The following is a 16,322-nucleotide window of genomic DNA, read 5'->3' on the forward strand; positions in this document are numbered from 1 at the left end:
ATTGCAACAATTGCGTAGATTTAATAATTAACCTGATTAAGGGTAAAAAATACCTGAAAATATAAAAGCAAACAGAGTAGTTTTTCTGGCATGTAATAAGAGAACCAAGGGCATTTTATTCAGCAAATAAGACCATGTATTTCCCTGTATTACTTACCAATAAGTGAAACGTCCTTGTTTATCTTAAAAATAAAATGAATGCTTTTTAAAGCTTTGTTTATCATTGCGTTTAATTTTTCTTATCCCGAATTTAGTTAGATATTTTTTTTGAAATATTAAGAAGAATGAAGGGGATAAGAACAGTCAAGAAAAATCAATTGATTTTTAGTTGTACTCTTAAAGTTGAGCTCTTCTTAATATTCTTAAAAACTTAACGAATCTTAATGGTTTAATATTTCAAGACAAAAGAAATTAAGCCATCCAATAAATCATACAGATATTGTAATAAACCATACACGTGTATCATTCCCATTCTTTCTATTTTTGTTATAAATAGATTGTAATGAAGACCTCCGACAATTCGATATCCCGCAAAGACTTTATAAAAAGTTCAGCATTGGCCGCCGCCGGGCTTACTTTAATACCTAATATTATGGCAGCATCACCATTTTTTGATAATCAGAATATTTCGGAAAAAGGAAAATTAAGCCTTAAAAATGTCCGCTTGGAAACCGGTTTTGAGTATGAAGAAGGAGAGGTTGTTGCCACTAAGACCGGTCTGTTTTATATAGAAATTGAAAATGGGAAAATTAAAAGTATTGCTCCAAATCAGCCGAATGCCAAAGCTGTTGATGCCAAAGAAATGCTTATGCTTCCTGCATTCAAAGACATGCATATCCATCTGGATAAAACGTTTTATGGTGACAAGTGGCAGGCCGTTAGAAAAAGAACAGGCGGCGTAAAAGGAATGATCGCACTGGAGCAGAAAATGCTTCCCGAAATGCTGAAAAATTCAACGTTTAAAGCAGAGAAAATGATTGAACTCTTGCAGTCAAAAGGAACTTCTTTTGCGAGAAGTCATGTCAATATTGAGCCGACTTCAAAATTAGATTCATTAAAAAATCTTCAGAAGGCTTTAGAAAATCAAAAGAAAGGTTTCGGAGCCGAATTGGTGGCTTTTCCTCAGCACGGTGTATTTTATACCGATTCGGTGCCTTATCTGAAGGAAGCGGCTCAGATGGATATTGACTTTATCGGAGGAGTAGACCCGTTTACGATTGACGGTGCGATTGAAAAAACGGTTGATTTTACCGTTCAGCTGGCTTTAGACCATAAAAAAGGAATTGATATTCACCTTCATGAAACTGGTGAATCCGGGTTGAATACCGTGGAATATCTTATTAAAAAAGTTAATGAGAACCCTTCTCTGAAAGGAAAAACATACCTGAGCCACTGTTTTATTTTGGCAAAATTAGATAAAATAAAGCAGGAAGAAACAGCAGAAAAATTGGCAGAAGCACAGATAGGTATTGTTTCTACCATTCCTTTTGGAAGCCTTATGATGCCTATTCCTACTTTGTATAAACATAATGTAAACGTATTAACGGGTAATGACAGTATTGTAGATCACTGGAATACTTTCGGAACAGGAAGTGTATTACAGAAGGCGAACCTGATGGCGCAGCTGTATGGCTATTCCACAGAATTTTTGTTATCAAGAAGCCTGAAGCTGGCAACGGCTAATGTTCTTCCGCTTGATGATAAAGGGTCCCAACAATGGCCAAAAGCAGGAGATCAGGCGGATTTTGTCCTGATGAATGCAAGCTGCTCCGCAGAAGCAGTCTCCAGAATTTCCAATGTGGAATCATTGGTTCATCAGGGAAATTTAGTGTATTAAATGTAAGGCAGGTTTTTATTAACCACCCCGTCAAAAATTCAAAGAATTTTTGCCACCCCTCCATATGAGGGGAATTTTGATCCGACAAAAATTTGTCTGTGATAAAATCATCGATTTTCCAAAAAGCTTAAGTGATCTTTTTCCTAAAACTATTCAACTTAAAATAGCTTAAGTGTTTAAAAACTTTTTGGCCTATTGTGGCTGAGAAAAACAACACAGTCACTCAAGATGAAAATATCTCAACCAATTCACATTTCTCGCATAAATTTTACTAATTTTAGGAGAAAATCAGAGCACGTGGGTCATCATACCGGTCATTTTCCAATCCTGGGAATTCAGGAGTTCAGCGAGAATCAGCTTCAGGGCTGCCACCTGCTGTTTAATGAACTGCATGGGGAACGTTCCATTGATGAACCCCACAAACATGATTTTTTTATCATTAATTTATTCGAACATGGGAAAGGCAGCCATACGATCGATTTCACGGAATATGAAGTCGGAAATAGCCAGATCCATCTTGTTTTCCCAGATCAGGTACATCAGTGGGTGATCGAAAAGGAAACAGTAGGTTATCAATTGATGATCAGCAGAGATTGGTTTGAGAGTTTTCTGCCTTCACTGAGGTTTTCAGCTTCCTATTATCAGAATCATCCTGTTATTCAGCTTTCCAAAGAAACTTTTCAGACTTTTCTGTATGAGTTTAGAGCGATCCAGAAAGAAATTAGTGAGGAGAATGTATTTTGGGAAGTTATTCAGAAACGGAGTGAGCTGATAGGATTGCTGATCAGTCAATCGGTAGAAGGAGCTTTCAAAGATTTTGAAATGTATCATTCCAATCCTGTTATTTCCAAGTTTTTACATCTTATTGATGAATATTTCAGAACGGAAAGATCGGTTTCTTTTTATGCTGAAAAACTTAATATTTCTGCTAATTATTTAAATATTATCTGTAAAAAAAGCCTTAATACTTCGGCTTCTTCTCTTATACAGAACAGGATTTTGCTGGAGGCGAAACGTCTTTTAAAAGTATCAGAAATGTCTGTAAAAGATATTGTTTATGACCTCGGTTTTTATGATCACGCCAGTTTTTCCAAATTTTTCAAAGCGCAGACGGGAATGACTCCCTCTCAGTTCAAAGAATAATAATTTATACAAAATAAACATAATTGATACATCAGCCCTGAAATAAGGTGGTGTAACTTTGTCCTGTTAAAAGATAAAGTTATGCAGTTTCCATATCAATTCGTTGCAAAAGGAACATATTCACTCAAAAATGTCCGTCTCGAAACGGGATTTGAATATGGTGAAGGAGAAGTGATCAGGACAAAAACTGATCTTTTCAGTATTGAATAGAAGGTGGAAAGATCAAAACCATAAATCCAAATGATCCTGTTCTGATGCGTTGGATGCTAAGGGCTTCTAATGCTTCCTGCTTTCAGAGATATGCACATTCATCTGGATAAAACATTGTATGGACTTCCATGGCAGGCACTTTCATCAAAGCGAAGAGCAGTGAAGGATATGATTGCTTATGAACAGAAAATCATTCCCGGGCTTTTAAAAACATCTGTAGAAAGGGCAGAGCAGCTGATGTCTTAATTGAATTATATATTTTTTAAATACTTGTTTTTTGTGAATAAAGCCATTGGATCTTCTGATGGCTTTTTCAGCGTATGGGACTAAAAACAAAAGCCACCAGAAAAAATTCCTGATGACTTTTAAAATTTGATATGAAGAAACTAGTTAGTTATTGTAATCCTGCTAAAAGGTTTACTCCGTCTACTGTAGCCCATGCTCCAGGAGTAAGAGATACTTTAGTAACAGTAGCAGCGTTCGTGAAAGTTTTTCCGCCGTTTGGAGTGAATGCATATCCCCAAACCCCTGCATTGTCAGAGTTTAAGTAAGTAAGAGGAGCAACAACTATTTTTCCGTTATTTACCTGGCTTGTTTCTGTAGCTGCGTCCTGGATAAGTACTGAATAACCTTTCTGGGTACCAATGTTTTTATAACCACTGATATAAACATTAGAGAAGATCCCTGTACCCTGCTTTTTAAACTGAATAGCTGAAATTTCAGGAGAGTTAGCAACTTCAGGATTAGTATTGGCATCTCTAATAAGTGTAATATTTGAAATTTTTGGGGCAACATTATCAACATTGCTGGAAGCTTCGATTTCCATGCCGAAATTTCCAACTCCTGTTTGGAATGCATACCAGTTGGTGTTATTCTGTCCGCTCCATGCATCCTGCCAGTCAAAAGAATCATCGAAGTTACCGTAAGAAACAATATTCTTAGCACTTACAGTACCTCCAAAGAATTCATAACCGTCATCAGTTCCTTTATAAGTTACAAGATTTTCTAAAACAGTTCCTGCTCCTACAGCATAAAACGTCATAGAGTTGGTCTCAGAAGTTCCGTCACCGATCTTTTTACCTGCATATTCCACTCTTACAAACTTCATAGTTCCTGAATTTGAATTTGCGTCGGTTCCTCCGTAGTAAACATTGTTTCCATCCTCAGAAAGAGCCTGAGTATTTCCATTGATCGCTTTGATAGGAGCTCTTCCATAGATCGTAATACCACCCCAATCTCCGGGAGTTTTGGTAGCAGTAGTGAAAATAATAGGTTCAGCAGCTGTACCGGTAGCATTGATCTTTCCGTCCTGAAGAATTACTAAACCGCTAGTTTTAGAGGTTGTTACGTTGAAGGTTGCTCCTGCTTCAATAGTAATGGTAGCGTTATTCGTAATTTTTACGATTCCGTCTAATGTATAGTTTCCTTTTTTAATAAGGATATCTTTTGAAATAGTTCCTGATAATGTTCCGCTTCCGCTCAATACACTTTCAGTCGTTCCCGGAGTAGTAACTGTAGTACCGTCTCCTAAGCCATCATTTACCTCGATAGTACATGAATTTAAGGCTAATGTTAACACGGCTGTTAACGATAATAATGATAAAACTCTTCTTTTCATTTTTATATACTTTATTTATTTTTTTATTTTGTAAAATTTGTTATTAAAAAGTGTAGCCAATTGTCATATTGAAATTGATTCCTCTGAAATAGTCTGTATAAGTTTTAACACCGTTGGTTTCAACATTATAGTAGCTTTTGTCTCCCAGTAGAATTTTATATCTGTTATTGAAAATATTTTGAATACCTGCTTTTACGTTCCAATTTTTTGAAATCTGTTCCTGATATACAAAATCTAGCTGGTGGAAAGGCTTCTCATAAAAATTATCCGAGCCTGAAGTTCCGACAGCATAAATCTTAGAGCCTGAAACATTGTATACAAGAGATAAAGTTCTGCTGAGGTTATTTTTAGTTTTTGTTTCATATTTTAAATCAGCATTGATAGTATATGGGGAGGCTCCTTGTAAACCTCTTTTACGTAATTCTCCAGAGTAGAAACTTGGATTTGGTCGTTCTAGCTTTAATTGATCTTCGCTTCTTTCAACATCAGTATACATGAAAGTAGCATTAGCTCCTAAAGTGAATTTGTCTAATGATTCAGAAATTCTTCCTAAGCTCATTATTCCTTCAAGTTCTATTCCAGCGAGATCAGCTTTTTTAGCATTATAGAAAGTTACGGTTACACCATTAGCATCTCCAGAAGAAACAAAAGATCTTTCAATCGCATTATTAATTCTTTTTGCAAATAAGTTTACAGCAAACATTTCCTTATTGGTAGGGAAATATTCCCATTTCAAATCAAAGTTATAGTTATCACTTAGTTTGATATCTGGATTTCCTTTGATAGTCTCGTTATCAGGATTGATATACGAAATTTCCATAGTTTCAATCAAAACCGGACGAGTCACAGTTTTACTGAAAGAGAATCTTAAGTTATTTTTTGTATTAAGAGCCTTTTTAATGGAAAGTGAAGGAAGGAATAAATCTCTCTCTTTATTCAGATTAATTTTTTTCTCTGCACCTTGTTCAGAAAAACGAATTAATGTCATGTCATTCTCATACCTTCCACCAATAAGGATATCCCAACTTTCGGTAGGTTTGTAGTTAAAGTTAATATATCCCGCATTAACAAACTGATACATACTTGTAAAGAAGTTCGAAGCATCAGTTTCTTCCTGGAAGAAAAATCTATTATTAGCTAAATCCTGATTAAATTTATCCTGTGGAGAATTTTTATCAATGATGAAACTTTGCCCAGCAGTTCCATTAGGTTTTCCAAAAATGAAACGATAAGATGTCTTTCTCAGATCAGCAAAACCATTATATCCAATTGATAACTGCATAGGATAATTCTTTTTATCACCCTTTTCTCCTAAAAATACAGAATATTCGCCATAAGCGGATCCGTAAAATCTTGAATTAACGTCCAAATATTGACGGATAATATTACTTCCTCCATATGCTAAAAGTAACTGATTATCAGGGAGTAGATTTCCGTTAGTATCCAAACGGCTGCCTTCCAATATCTTTCTGTCCGGCTGTTGATAATTATTAATTACATAACTTCCTCCTGCCTTTATCTGATGTCTGTCTCCAATTTTTTGAGAAGCGGTTAACTGAAGATTAAGGAATCTTGACAAATCCTGCTGGTTTGTGCGGAAGAAGCCTATATCTTTATTTTGAACCTGGTTATTTTTATATCCATAGTAATCTTCAATAATGTTGTTTACATTTTGAAGATACATTGCGTTCAAATTAATGGCTGTTCCTTTATTTTTATACCCTAATCCTATTAGTGCTGATGACTCTATTTCAAAATTATATTGTTTTCTTAATAGTTCATTATTAAGATTAATTACTCCTCCAAAGTCTTTAAACTGATTTTTTGCTCCCTCTTTATATGAATATTCAGAACTTTGATTTAATGAGAATAAAATACCAAGACTTCCGTTTTCACCAGCTTTCATTTTTTGTACTGTAGTGAAACCAATACTTGTATTAGGTAAAGATTTTATATTATCTACGTTCCAACTATCCTTAAACTGTGATAAAGACTCACTTCCTGAAAATCTATAGTTGCTTGGTCTTGCATCTTTTATGGCTGAAGGCAATTTTTTATCTCTTGAATTTAAACCTAAATAACCTGTAAATCCGTCAGCACCTTCTGAAACTTTAAAGCCATCTTTAAAATTGCTTACAGTGTTTATTCCAATACCGAACTCAATTTTTGAAAATGCTTTATCAATCGTAAGTGTTTCAATATCAAAAGTAGCTCCTGCAAAATCTCCGTAAAGGTTAGAGTTGAAGGTCTTATAAATATTTAATTTCCCCACTACATCCGTTGGGAACTGCTTCAGGGCAATAATCTTCTGGAACGGGTTATTGGAAGGTGATCCGAGACCGTTGATTAATAAATAGTTGTATCGCTCTTCAAGTCCTCTTACAAAAAGCCCTCTTCCTTCTACCGTAGTGATTCCCGTCACCTTCGTAAGTCCCTGTTCCACGTTAGAAATCCCTTTTCTGGAAATCTCTTCAGCACTTACAGCCTGTTTTTGAATAACCGCTTTTTTTTGTTCTCCTAATACTGCAGTTTCAGTTTTCTTGTTACTGCTTCCTTGGATTACTACGCCATCAATTTTTTTCTCCTTAATGATCGTGTCCTGCTTCGTTTCTTGAGCGTAAAACATTGATCCGGATAAAAATACGACCGCAATGCTAAGTTTATTAATTTTCATTATCTTACTTACTTTATTTACTAGTTTCTTTCGGTGCAAAGGAATAAAAGATTAATGGGGTAAGTGGTTTAGCGAATTTTAATTTTTTTTTAACTAAACATTAATAAAAGGGCATTATTGTTAACTTTATGTGAACGATAAGAGATTTGTTCATCTGTGCTTTAAAATTTATTAACTTTGACTCTGTAAAAATTGAAAATGAACCAAAAGAAAATACTCTTAATAGACGACGAACTGGATATTTTAGAGATTCTGTCTTACAACCTGGAAAAAGAAGGCTATGATATCTATACAGCCACAAACGGTAACGAAGGAATAGATAAAGCCAAAGAGATTATCCCCGATCTTATTTTGTTAGATGTCATGATGCCGGAAAAAGACGGGATCGAAACATGTCAGGAACTCCGTAAAGTAAAAGAACTGCAGAAAACACTGATTGTTTTCCTTTCTGCACGAAGCGAAGAATTCTCCCAGCTGGCAGGATTTCAGGCCGGAGCTAATGATTACATTGTAAAGCTGATCAAACCGAAAATTCTGATTTCTAAAGTTAATGCCTTATTACAGCTGACTTCTCAGGTTTCAGATAATGCTAAGCTGATTGAAATCGGTGATCTGGTGATCGACAAAGACAATTTCAGAGTTTCCAAAAGTGGACAGCAGTTCCTTCTTCCTAAAAAAGAGTTCGACTTGCTTTATCTTCTCGCTTCCAACACTGAAAAGGTATTCAAGAGAGAAGAAATTCTGGAAAAAGTATGGGGCAATGATGTGATCGTTGGAGAAAGAACCATTGATGTCCATATCAGAAGACTGAGAGAAAAACTGGGAATTAACACCATCCAAACATTAAAAGGAATCGGTTATAAACTTATCGTTTAATACCTTAAATTCCTATCTTTACATCAACCTATAAAAACTTGTAAAATTGAAATTTTACAGACTTACACTCGTCGCCTCGTGTCTTCTGACACTGGTGATGTTTCTTTTAGTGATCATCTTTGATTCACTGAAGGATATCTATTACCAGACGCCTTTTTTTAAGATCGGCCTCTTTACCTGCCTCGTCCTCATCTTTCTGATCAATTATGTGGTCCTTGAGTTGCTTTTCAACTATTACGGAAAGAAGCAGGTTCGCGGGCTTTCACAAATGCTTCCGCAGGAAATTGTTCATGACAATAACGAGAATATCACCATTAAAGAACTGGGTGAAAGGTTTTCAGATCTTAACCAGCAGAAGATAACGGAAATTGATATGATGAAGGAGATGGAAAGCTACCGTAAAGAATACATCGGAAATGTTTCCCATGAGCTTAAAACACCTCTTTTTTCCATTCAGGGATATGTGGAGACCCTCAGAGACGGAGGCGTTGATAATCTCACTATTCGTGACAAGTATCTGGAAAGAATAGATAAATCCGTAGAAAGATTAATCGCAATCGTTACAGATCTTGATATGATTAACCGCCTTGAGGCAGGAGAGATCAGTATTACGGTTTCAAGATTTGATGTTAATCTTCTGATCAAAGAAATTTTCGACCTTCTTGAATTTGAAGCGGAAAAACATAATGCAACCTTACAGATCCAGACCCTCCATCCACAGATCTTTGTAGATGCTGACAAACAGAAGATTTCACAGGTTTTCATTAATCTGATTTCCAATGCCATCCATTATGCCAACAGGCAGGAAGCGAAAGTAGCCGTCAAAACCAGTGTTCTTAAAAATAAAGTACTGATTGAAGTGATCGATAACGGAATGGGAATTAAAGCTGAAGCTCTTCCGAGAATCTTTGAAAGATTTTACCGTGTCGAGACCAGCAGAAGCAGGAGAGAAGGAGGTTCCGGCCTTGGACTGGCTATTGTAAAGCATATCCTGGAAGCCCATAACGAAAATATTACCGTGGAAAGTGTCTATCTTGAAGGGACTAAATTCAGTTTTATGCTCGAAAAAAGTAAATAATTCTGGTAAAATGTATGAAAAAAAAATATTTTAAAAAATCCTGAAATATTTTTTTGTCACCTGTCATTTATTATATATTTGCAACAGAGATTTATCATAATAATTAAGGCAAAAAAGTAATTTAAGAAACTGATATGGTTTACAAGATCCGCGTAATATTAGATGCGAAAGAGGATATTTTCCGAGATATTGAAGTAAAAGGAAAACAGTCACTATGGAACTTACATTTGGGAATTAAAAGTGCGTTCAGTCTGCAGGGAGATGAACTTTCCACTTTTAATATGTTGGAAGACGACGGAACAATAGTTAAAAGTGTTCCCCTGGAAGATATGAGTGACGATGGTGATGGCGAAATTATGTCGGATGTGTACATCGATGAAGCTTTTGGAAATGTTGGGGACAAAGCCCAGTTCCAATATGGGCTTCTTGATCTTTGGGAGCTGTACTGTGAGCTTGTAGAAATCATCGAAGAAACAAAAGGAGTTAATTATCCTATTACGGTGTACAGATTCGGAAACGTTCCGTTGAAGGCGCCAAGCAAAAGCGGAAACGGAGGATCTAAAAAAAGATCGGCAATGCCATTGATGGATGATGATTTCAGTTTCGAGGATGACTTTGGAGGAAGTACAAATTTTGAAGATGAAGATGATGAAAGTTTCGATGATGATGAAGAAGAAAACTACAACGATGATGTTTTCGAAGAAGATGATGATAACGATGATGAAAGATAACATCTAAACAATATAAGGCCCTGGATTTCTTTCCGGGGCTTTTTTATTGTAGATGAACGATGAATTTTTAAAAACGATCTTGTAAATTTTGAAACTTTTTAAAAATCTGCGCAATCTGCTAAATCTGCGAGATTTTAAAATCTAAACATCCTCTTATTTCCCATTCACTTTCTCAAACTTAAAAAATTATCTTGCGAAGCAAAATTTACAATTTACCATTCACCTTCTTTGCTTTTAACAAGAAAACATTCCTTACTTTTGTTAAAAATAGATGAATGAAGAAATTAATTCTATTAGCAATAATTGGTCTGGGAATTGTTTCCTGTACCACTCAAAATACTCAAAATACTATGGAACTGCCGAAGGAATGGAAGCATACCACCAATATTTACGAAGTCAACTTAAGACAATATACCCAGGAAGGAACATTTAAAGCATTTGAAAAAGAAATGCCCCGCCTGAAAAAAATGGGAATCAAAACACTTTGGTTCATGCCCATAACACCCATTGCCCAGGAAAATAAAAAAGGAAGTCTTGGAAGCCAGTATGCAGCCTCAGACTACACATCCATCAGTCCGGAATTTGGAACAATGAATGACTTTAAGCATATGGTGAACGAAGCCCACCGATTGGGTTTTAAAGTAATCATAGACTGGGTAGCAAATCATACCGGCTGGGATCATATCTGGACAAAAACACATCCGGAATTCTACCTGAAAGATCCTGACGGAAAATTCCATAGGGCTTCAGGAATGGATGATATCATTGAATTGGATTACAAAAACCAGGAAATGAGGCTGGCCATGATAGATGCTATGAAATTCTGGGTAAAAGAAACTGGTATTGACGGTTTCAGATGCGATCTTGCCTCTTGGGTGGAAGTGGATTTCTGGCAGCAGGCACGTCCGGAAGTCGAAAAAATAAAACCTCTTTTCTGGCTGGGAGAATTTGATGAGCTCGAAAGCCCTGAATACGGAAAAGTATTCGATGCAAGCTACTCATGGAAATGGATGCATAAGTCTGCAGATTATTATAAGAAAAATGAGCCCCTTCAGGAACTTAAAGATTTATTACAAAAATATTCCAATATCGGAGATGCTTCCATGAGAGCCTGGTTTACAACCAACCATGACGAAAATTCCTGGAACGGAACAGAATACGAAAAATATGGAGTAATCACAAAACCTATGGCCGTATTTTCCGCAACATGGAATGGTATTCCCCTGCTATATTCCGGCCAGGAGCTTCCCAATATGAAAAGGCTCGAATTTTTTGAAAAGGATGTCATCAAATGGACCAGTACCTATCAGATGTCAGAATTTTATAAAACTTTGCTGGAACTGAAAGCCTCCAATCCTGCATTAAGAGGCGGAGACGCGAATGTATCCACCTATCTTTTGAATACCACAGCCAATGATAAAATTCTGGCCTACGTTAGAAAGAACGGAAAAGACGAAGTGCTGGTAGTCCTGAATATGTCAAAAGAGCCTGTAAATTTCACCATTGAAGACCAAAACCTTTCAGGAAACTTCCGGAATGTTTTCGACAAGACCAAAAGAGATTTTGACAGCGGAAAAGACTTTACATTCAAAGTTTCAGATTATGCAGTTTTTGAAAAATAAATCAGAGATGAACAATTAAAATATTCAATAGAGGCGGGCTTTAGCCCGCTTACTTTATGCATATTGGCAACAGGCTTTAGCCGAAATTACACACAATTTCATGATATGAACAAACAGGAATTATTAAACATCATAAAAACAAAGCTCACAGAAAAAATACAATCTTTTGAAAACCTGATTGCAGAAACCCGTGCTTCTAATAATGATACCAAAAGTTCCATGGGTGACAAATATGAAACTGGCCGCGAAATGCTCCAGCAGGAGATCAATAACCTTCAGCGGCAGCTTAATGAAACTTTAAGCCAGCAGTCTGTGATTCAAAAAATATCAGTTGAACCTTCAGACAAAGTTCAGAACGGATCGTTGGTAAAAACGGATAAAGGTCTCTTTTATGTTACAGTATCCCTGGGCGAAATTACATCTGAAAATCAAAAAGTGATGACGGTTTCAGCAGAATCACCTCTTGTAAAGGCCATGTCAGGAAAAAAAGAAGGGGAGACTTTTGCTGTTAATAACATGACTCAGACCATTCAGACGATCTGGTAGAAACATTTTATCGGAATTTAAAGTTAAAAATTTTCATCCTTTTTATTGAAGATCAAAGAACCTAATAGACAGAGCATTCATTGAAATGGATGCTTTTTTATGATCTATGATAATCGTAAATCGTTTAAATTTTTCTAAATTTGAACCATAAAAAGCCCTTTCAAAATGCAGAACTACCTGGAACTTTTACAGCATATTTTAGACAATGGAACAGATAAAACGGACAGAACCGGAACCGGAACCAGAAGTGTTTTCGGGTACCAGCTGAGATACGATCTGTCAAAAGGTTTTCCAATGGTGACTACAAAAAAGGTACACCTGAAATCCATTATCTATGAATTGCTTTGGTTTTTGAATGGCGATACCAATGTTAAATATCTCAACGATAACGGAGTAAGCATTTGGGACGAATGGGCCGATGAAAACGGTGACCTGGGACCTGTTTACGGGGCACAGTGGAGAAGCTGGCAGGGGGCCGACGGGAAAGTAGTAGATCAGATTACTGAAGTCATAGACCAGATCAAAAAAAATCCTGACTCAAGAAGGCTGATTGTTTCAGCTTGGAATGCTGCCGAAATTCCGAATATGGCTCTTGCGCCATGTCATGCTCTGTTCCAATTCTATGTAGCAGATGGAAAGCTGTCGCTGCAGCTATATCAGAGAAGCGCTGATGTATTTCTGGGAGTACCGTTCAATATTGCAAGCTATGCCTTACTGCTGATGATGGTGGCACAGGTTTGCGACCTGGAAGTAGGAGATTATATCCATAGTTTTGGAGATGTTCATATTTACAATAATCATTTTGAACAAGTAAATAAACAACTGTCGAGAGAACCCAGACCGCTTCCTGTTATGAAGCTGAATCCTGACGTAAAAGATATTTTCAGTTTTAATTTTGAAGACTTTACCCTGGAAAATTATGATCCGCATCCCGGAATCAAAGCTCCTGTAGCAATTTAGTTAATCATATGAAATATAAAAGTGGAGCCCGGTCTTCACTTTTTTTGTAACTTTTAATGAAAATTCCGTACCTATCTTATTTCTACTATGAAATCACTTAAAATTATTCCTGAAAAGGATACCGATGTTGAAAAGCTGAAAGAAATCTTACTTCAGATTAAAGGCGTTGCTTCAGCAGAGATCATTGATGATGAAAACCCCGAAAGCGAACTGAAGAAAGCTTTTGCCAAAACGAAAGAACAGCTTAAAAAAGGAGACTACGAAACTCTGGTTAATGATATTTTTGAAATAATAACAAAAAATAATTCTAAAAAATAACAGTAAAACATGAAAAAGGCGATTTTGTCTATTGCTATACTCGGGATTTTCTTTTCCGCAAACGTATCTGCACAGACCGAAACATCAGGAAGAGAAAAAACATACAGAGCTACCCATACCAAAGTAACAGAACTTAAACATACCAAGCTTAAAGTCAATTTCGATTATCAGAAAGAGCAGATGGGTGGAGAAGAATGGCTGACAGCCTCTCCATATTTCTATCCTTCCAATGAGTTGACCCTTGATGCAAAAGGCATGCTGATTCATGAAGTAGCTCTTGACAGCAACGGGAAAAGATCACCTCTGAAATATGAATATAAAGAGGACATCCTGAAAATCAGTCTGGACAAAACCTATCAGAAAAATCAGGAATATACGGTGTATATTAAATATACCGCACGACCTAATGAAGTGAAACAGAAGGGAAGTATGGCAATCAATGATGCCAAAGGACTGTATTTCATTAATGCACAGGGGCAGGATCCTGATATGCCGACACAGATCTGGACACAGGGAGAAACGGAGTCTTCTTCTGCGTGGTTTCCAACCATCGATAAACCCAATCAAAAAACTACCCAGGAAATCTATATGACCGTTCCTGATAAATATGTAACCCTTTCCAACGGAATTTTAAAGGATTCACAGAAAGAAGGAAACAATTTAAGAACCGACCATTGGGTGATGGATAAAAGACATGCCACTTACCTGTTCTTTATGGGCGTAGGAGAATATGCCATCGTTAAAGACAAATGGAAAAATATTCCGGTAGATTATTATATCGAAAAAGAATACGAGCCCTATGCAAAACAGATCTATGGAAACACTCCCGAAATGATAGAGTTTTTCTCTAAAAAGATGGGCTATGATTATCCTTGGGTAAAATATGCACAGATCTCAGGAAGAGACTATGTAAGCGGTGCCATGGAAAATACAACGGCCACCCTTCATGGAAGTGATATCCTTCAGAAGCCGGGACAGCTGATCGATGAAAACAAATGGGAAGATACTATTGCCCATGAACTATTCCACCACTGGTTCGGAGACCTGGTGACAGCGGAAAGCTGGAGTAACTTAACGGTAAATGAATCATTTGCCAACTATTCCGAATACCTTTGGAATGAATATAAATACGGAAAAGACCAGGCAGATTACCATCAGATGACCGATGTGAATATGTACATCCATAATCCGGGAGATTTCAAGAAAAACCTAGTAAGATTCAATTATGATTCCCGTGAAGATGTTTTTGATCTCGTAACGTATCAGAAAGGAGGAGGAATCCTTCATATGCTGAGAAATTATCTGGGCGATGATGCTTTCTTTGCCGGAATGAACGACTATCTGAAAACCAATGAATATCAGAACGCAGAGGCACACCAGTTAAGACTTTCTTTTGAAAAGGTTTCAGGTAAAGATCTGAACTGGTTCTTCAACCAATGGTATTTTGGAAGCGGAAACCCAAAGATCAATTATTCATTTACTTTCGAGCCGGTAAAAAAACAGGTGGCGGTAACGATTAACCAGTCACAGGAGCAGCCATTCGAATTTCCCCTTGCCATTGATGTGTATGACAACGGAAAGCCAAAAAGATATAATGTATGGGTAAATGCCGAAGCGAAGAATACATTCAATTTTGATGTTTCCAAAACTCCTGATCTGGTTAACATCAACGCAGACGGAATTTTACTGGCCGATATCACAGAAACCAAAACTCCGGAGCAAAACCTGATGCAGTTCACCAACTCTAAAGAATTTAAGAGCAGATATAAAGCTTTATCGGCCATAAAAGATCAGGTAGGAAAAAATCCGGCTGCCACCAAATTATTGGCGGCTGCATTAAAGGATCCTTATTTCAGAACACGAATAAAGGCCCTTCAGTTGATGGATCTTTCAAATCCTGAACAGATGAAAGCTCTGGGTGCTGATGTTGAGAAATTAGCGTCAAACGACCCGAAAACATTGGTTCAGGCTGCTGCAATTGGAGCTTTGGCTAAAACTAAGGATAAGAAATATCTTCCGCTTTTTGAAAAAGGAGTAAATGCTGTTTCCAATGCTGTAAAAGGAACTTCATTAAGCGCTGTTGTAACCATAGATCCTTCAAAAGCTAATACACTGGCTGATAAAATTGATCTTGAAGGAGCCTCAGAAGAATTGCTAAGTCAGTTGCTTCCGGTGATTGTAAAGAATAAAGTGACTTCACAGATGTCCAATATCACTCCGCTTGTAGCTTTTTATCCGTTTATTAAGTTTCAGAATCCGGAATTGGGTAAATCTGCAGAAGAAGGATATAACTGGATCATGAGCTCAGATAATCTGAAAGCTACCGAGAACATTACCAAAATAATCAGCCATGCAAAAGGTGAAATGGGAGATAACCCTCAGGTAAAAATGATGATTTCCCAGATGCTGAAAGATGGTTTAAATAAAAAAATGGAACTGCTGAGACAAAATCCTCAGAATGCTGCAAGCATCAATAAACAGATTGATGCCCTCAATAAAGCTATTGAAGATTTTAAATAAACAGATTATTAAAATGATCAAGAATATAAGACCGCTGTATCGAACAGCGGTTTTTTTATGGTTTGTCTCGTCCTGAAAAAGGTTGACTATAAAACCATAAAAACAGTCATCCTTATGAATTTAAAAAAAAGATTCCTCCCTGTACAAGAATACAGTGAGGCGTTCAAAAGACAAGTTGTCTCCGAATAT

The 16,322-nt window shown here is 36.7% G+C and carries 12 protein-coding genes and 1 pseudogene; 11 read left to right on the plus strand and 2 right to left on the minus strand.

Annotated elements, in window-relative coordinates:
- The first annotated feature begins 502 nt into the window (after positions 1–502).
- The 3 genes and pseudogenes from J4Q03_RS16095 to J4Q03_RS16105 form a co-directional block, all read left to right on the plus strand.
- On the plus strand, positions 503–1,837 hold the full coding sequence (locus J4Q03_RS16095; protein ID WP_426049153.1) for an amidohydrolase: 1,335 nt from the start codon (positions 503–505) through the stop codon (positions 1,835–1,837).
- A gap of 297 nt (positions 1,838–2,134) precedes the next feature.
- The gene (locus J4Q03_RS16100; RefSeq protein ID WP_426049154.1) at positions 2,135–2,980 is read left to right on the plus strand and encodes a helix-turn-helix domain-containing protein; all 846 of its coding nucleotides are present in this window, start codon (positions 2,135–2,137) and stop codon (positions 2,978–2,980) included.
- Positions 2,981–3,061: 81 nt separating this feature from the next.
- Positions 3,062–3,433: pseudogene (locus J4Q03_RS16105) on the plus strand (deaminase); the annotation flags it as partial.
- Positions 3,434–3,584: 151 nt separating this feature from the next.
- On the opposite strand, the gene J4Q03_RS16110 reads toward J4Q03_RS16105, so the two are convergent.
- Together J4Q03_RS16110 and J4Q03_RS16115 are read right to left on the minus strand one after the other, a co-directional pair.
- Positions 3,585–4,808, minus strand: coding sequence for a hypothetical protein (locus tag J4Q03_RS16110; protein ID WP_426049155.1), 1,224 nt, complete (start codon positions 4,806–4,808; stop codon positions 3,585–3,587).
- A gap of 43 nt (positions 4,809–4,851) precedes the next feature.
- The gene (locus J4Q03_RS16115; protein ID WP_426049156.1) at positions 4,852–7,482 is read right to left on the minus strand and encodes a TonB-dependent receptor plug domain-containing protein; all 2,631 of its coding nucleotides are present in this window, start codon (positions 7,480–7,482) and stop codon (positions 4,852–4,854) included.
- 198 nt (positions 7,483–7,680) lie between these two features.
- On the opposite strand from J4Q03_RS16115, the gene J4Q03_RS16120 reads away from it, so the two are divergent.
- The 8 genes from J4Q03_RS16120 (at position 7,681) to J4Q03_RS16155 (ending at position 16,133) form a co-directional block, all read left to right on the plus strand.
- A complete protein-coding gene (locus tag J4Q03_RS16120; RefSeq protein ID WP_027379708.1) occupies positions 7,681–8,358 on the plus strand; it encodes a response regulator transcription factor in 678 nt (225 codons plus the stop codon).
- A gap of 46 nt (positions 8,359–8,404) precedes the next feature.
- A complete protein-coding gene (locus J4Q03_RS16125) occupies positions 8,405–9,436 on the plus strand; it encodes a sensor histidine kinase (RefSeq protein WP_426049157.1) in 1,032 nt (343 codons plus the stop codon).
- Between the two features lie 134 nt (positions 9,437–9,570).
- Complete coding sequence (locus J4Q03_RS16130; RefSeq protein WP_426049158.1) at positions 9,571–10,167, plus strand: IS1096 element passenger TnpR family protein; 597 nt, start codon at positions 9,571–9,573, stop codon at positions 10,165–10,167.
- A gap of 275 nt (positions 10,168–10,442) precedes the next feature.
- Complete coding sequence (locus J4Q03_RS16135) at positions 10,443–11,789, plus strand: alpha-amylase family glycosyl hydrolase (RefSeq protein WP_426049159.1); 1,347 nt, start codon at positions 10,443–10,445, stop codon at positions 11,787–11,789.
- A 105-nt stretch (positions 11,790–11,894) separates the two neighbouring features.
- Positions 11,895–12,335 (plus strand): hypothetical protein, encoded by a 441-nt coding sequence (locus J4Q03_RS16140; protein WP_426049160.1) that lies wholly within the window; start codon positions 11,895–11,897, stop codon positions 12,333–12,335.
- A 165-nt stretch (positions 12,336–12,500) separates the two neighbouring features.
- Positions 12,501–13,295, plus strand: a complete 795-nt coding sequence (locus tag J4Q03_RS16145) for a thymidylate synthase (protein WP_426049161.1) — start codon at positions 12,501–12,503, stop codon at positions 13,293–13,295.
- An 87-nt stretch (positions 13,296–13,382) separates the two neighbouring features.
- Entirely contained in the window at positions 13,383–13,613 is a 231-nt protein-coding gene (locus tag J4Q03_RS16150; protein WP_426049162.1) for a hypothetical protein, read from the plus strand.
- A gap of 9 nt (positions 13,614–13,622) precedes the next feature.
- Entirely contained in the window at positions 13,623–16,133 is a 2,511-nt protein-coding gene (locus J4Q03_RS16155) for a M1 family metallopeptidase (RefSeq protein WP_426049163.1), read from the plus strand.
- Positions 16,134–16,322 lie beyond the last annotated feature (189 nt).

It is taken from the genome of Chryseobacterium sp. NFX27 (assembly GCF_049887855.1).
Classification (GTDB): domain Bacteria; phylum Bacteroidota; class Bacteroidia; order Flavobacteriales; family Weeksellaceae; genus Chryseobacterium.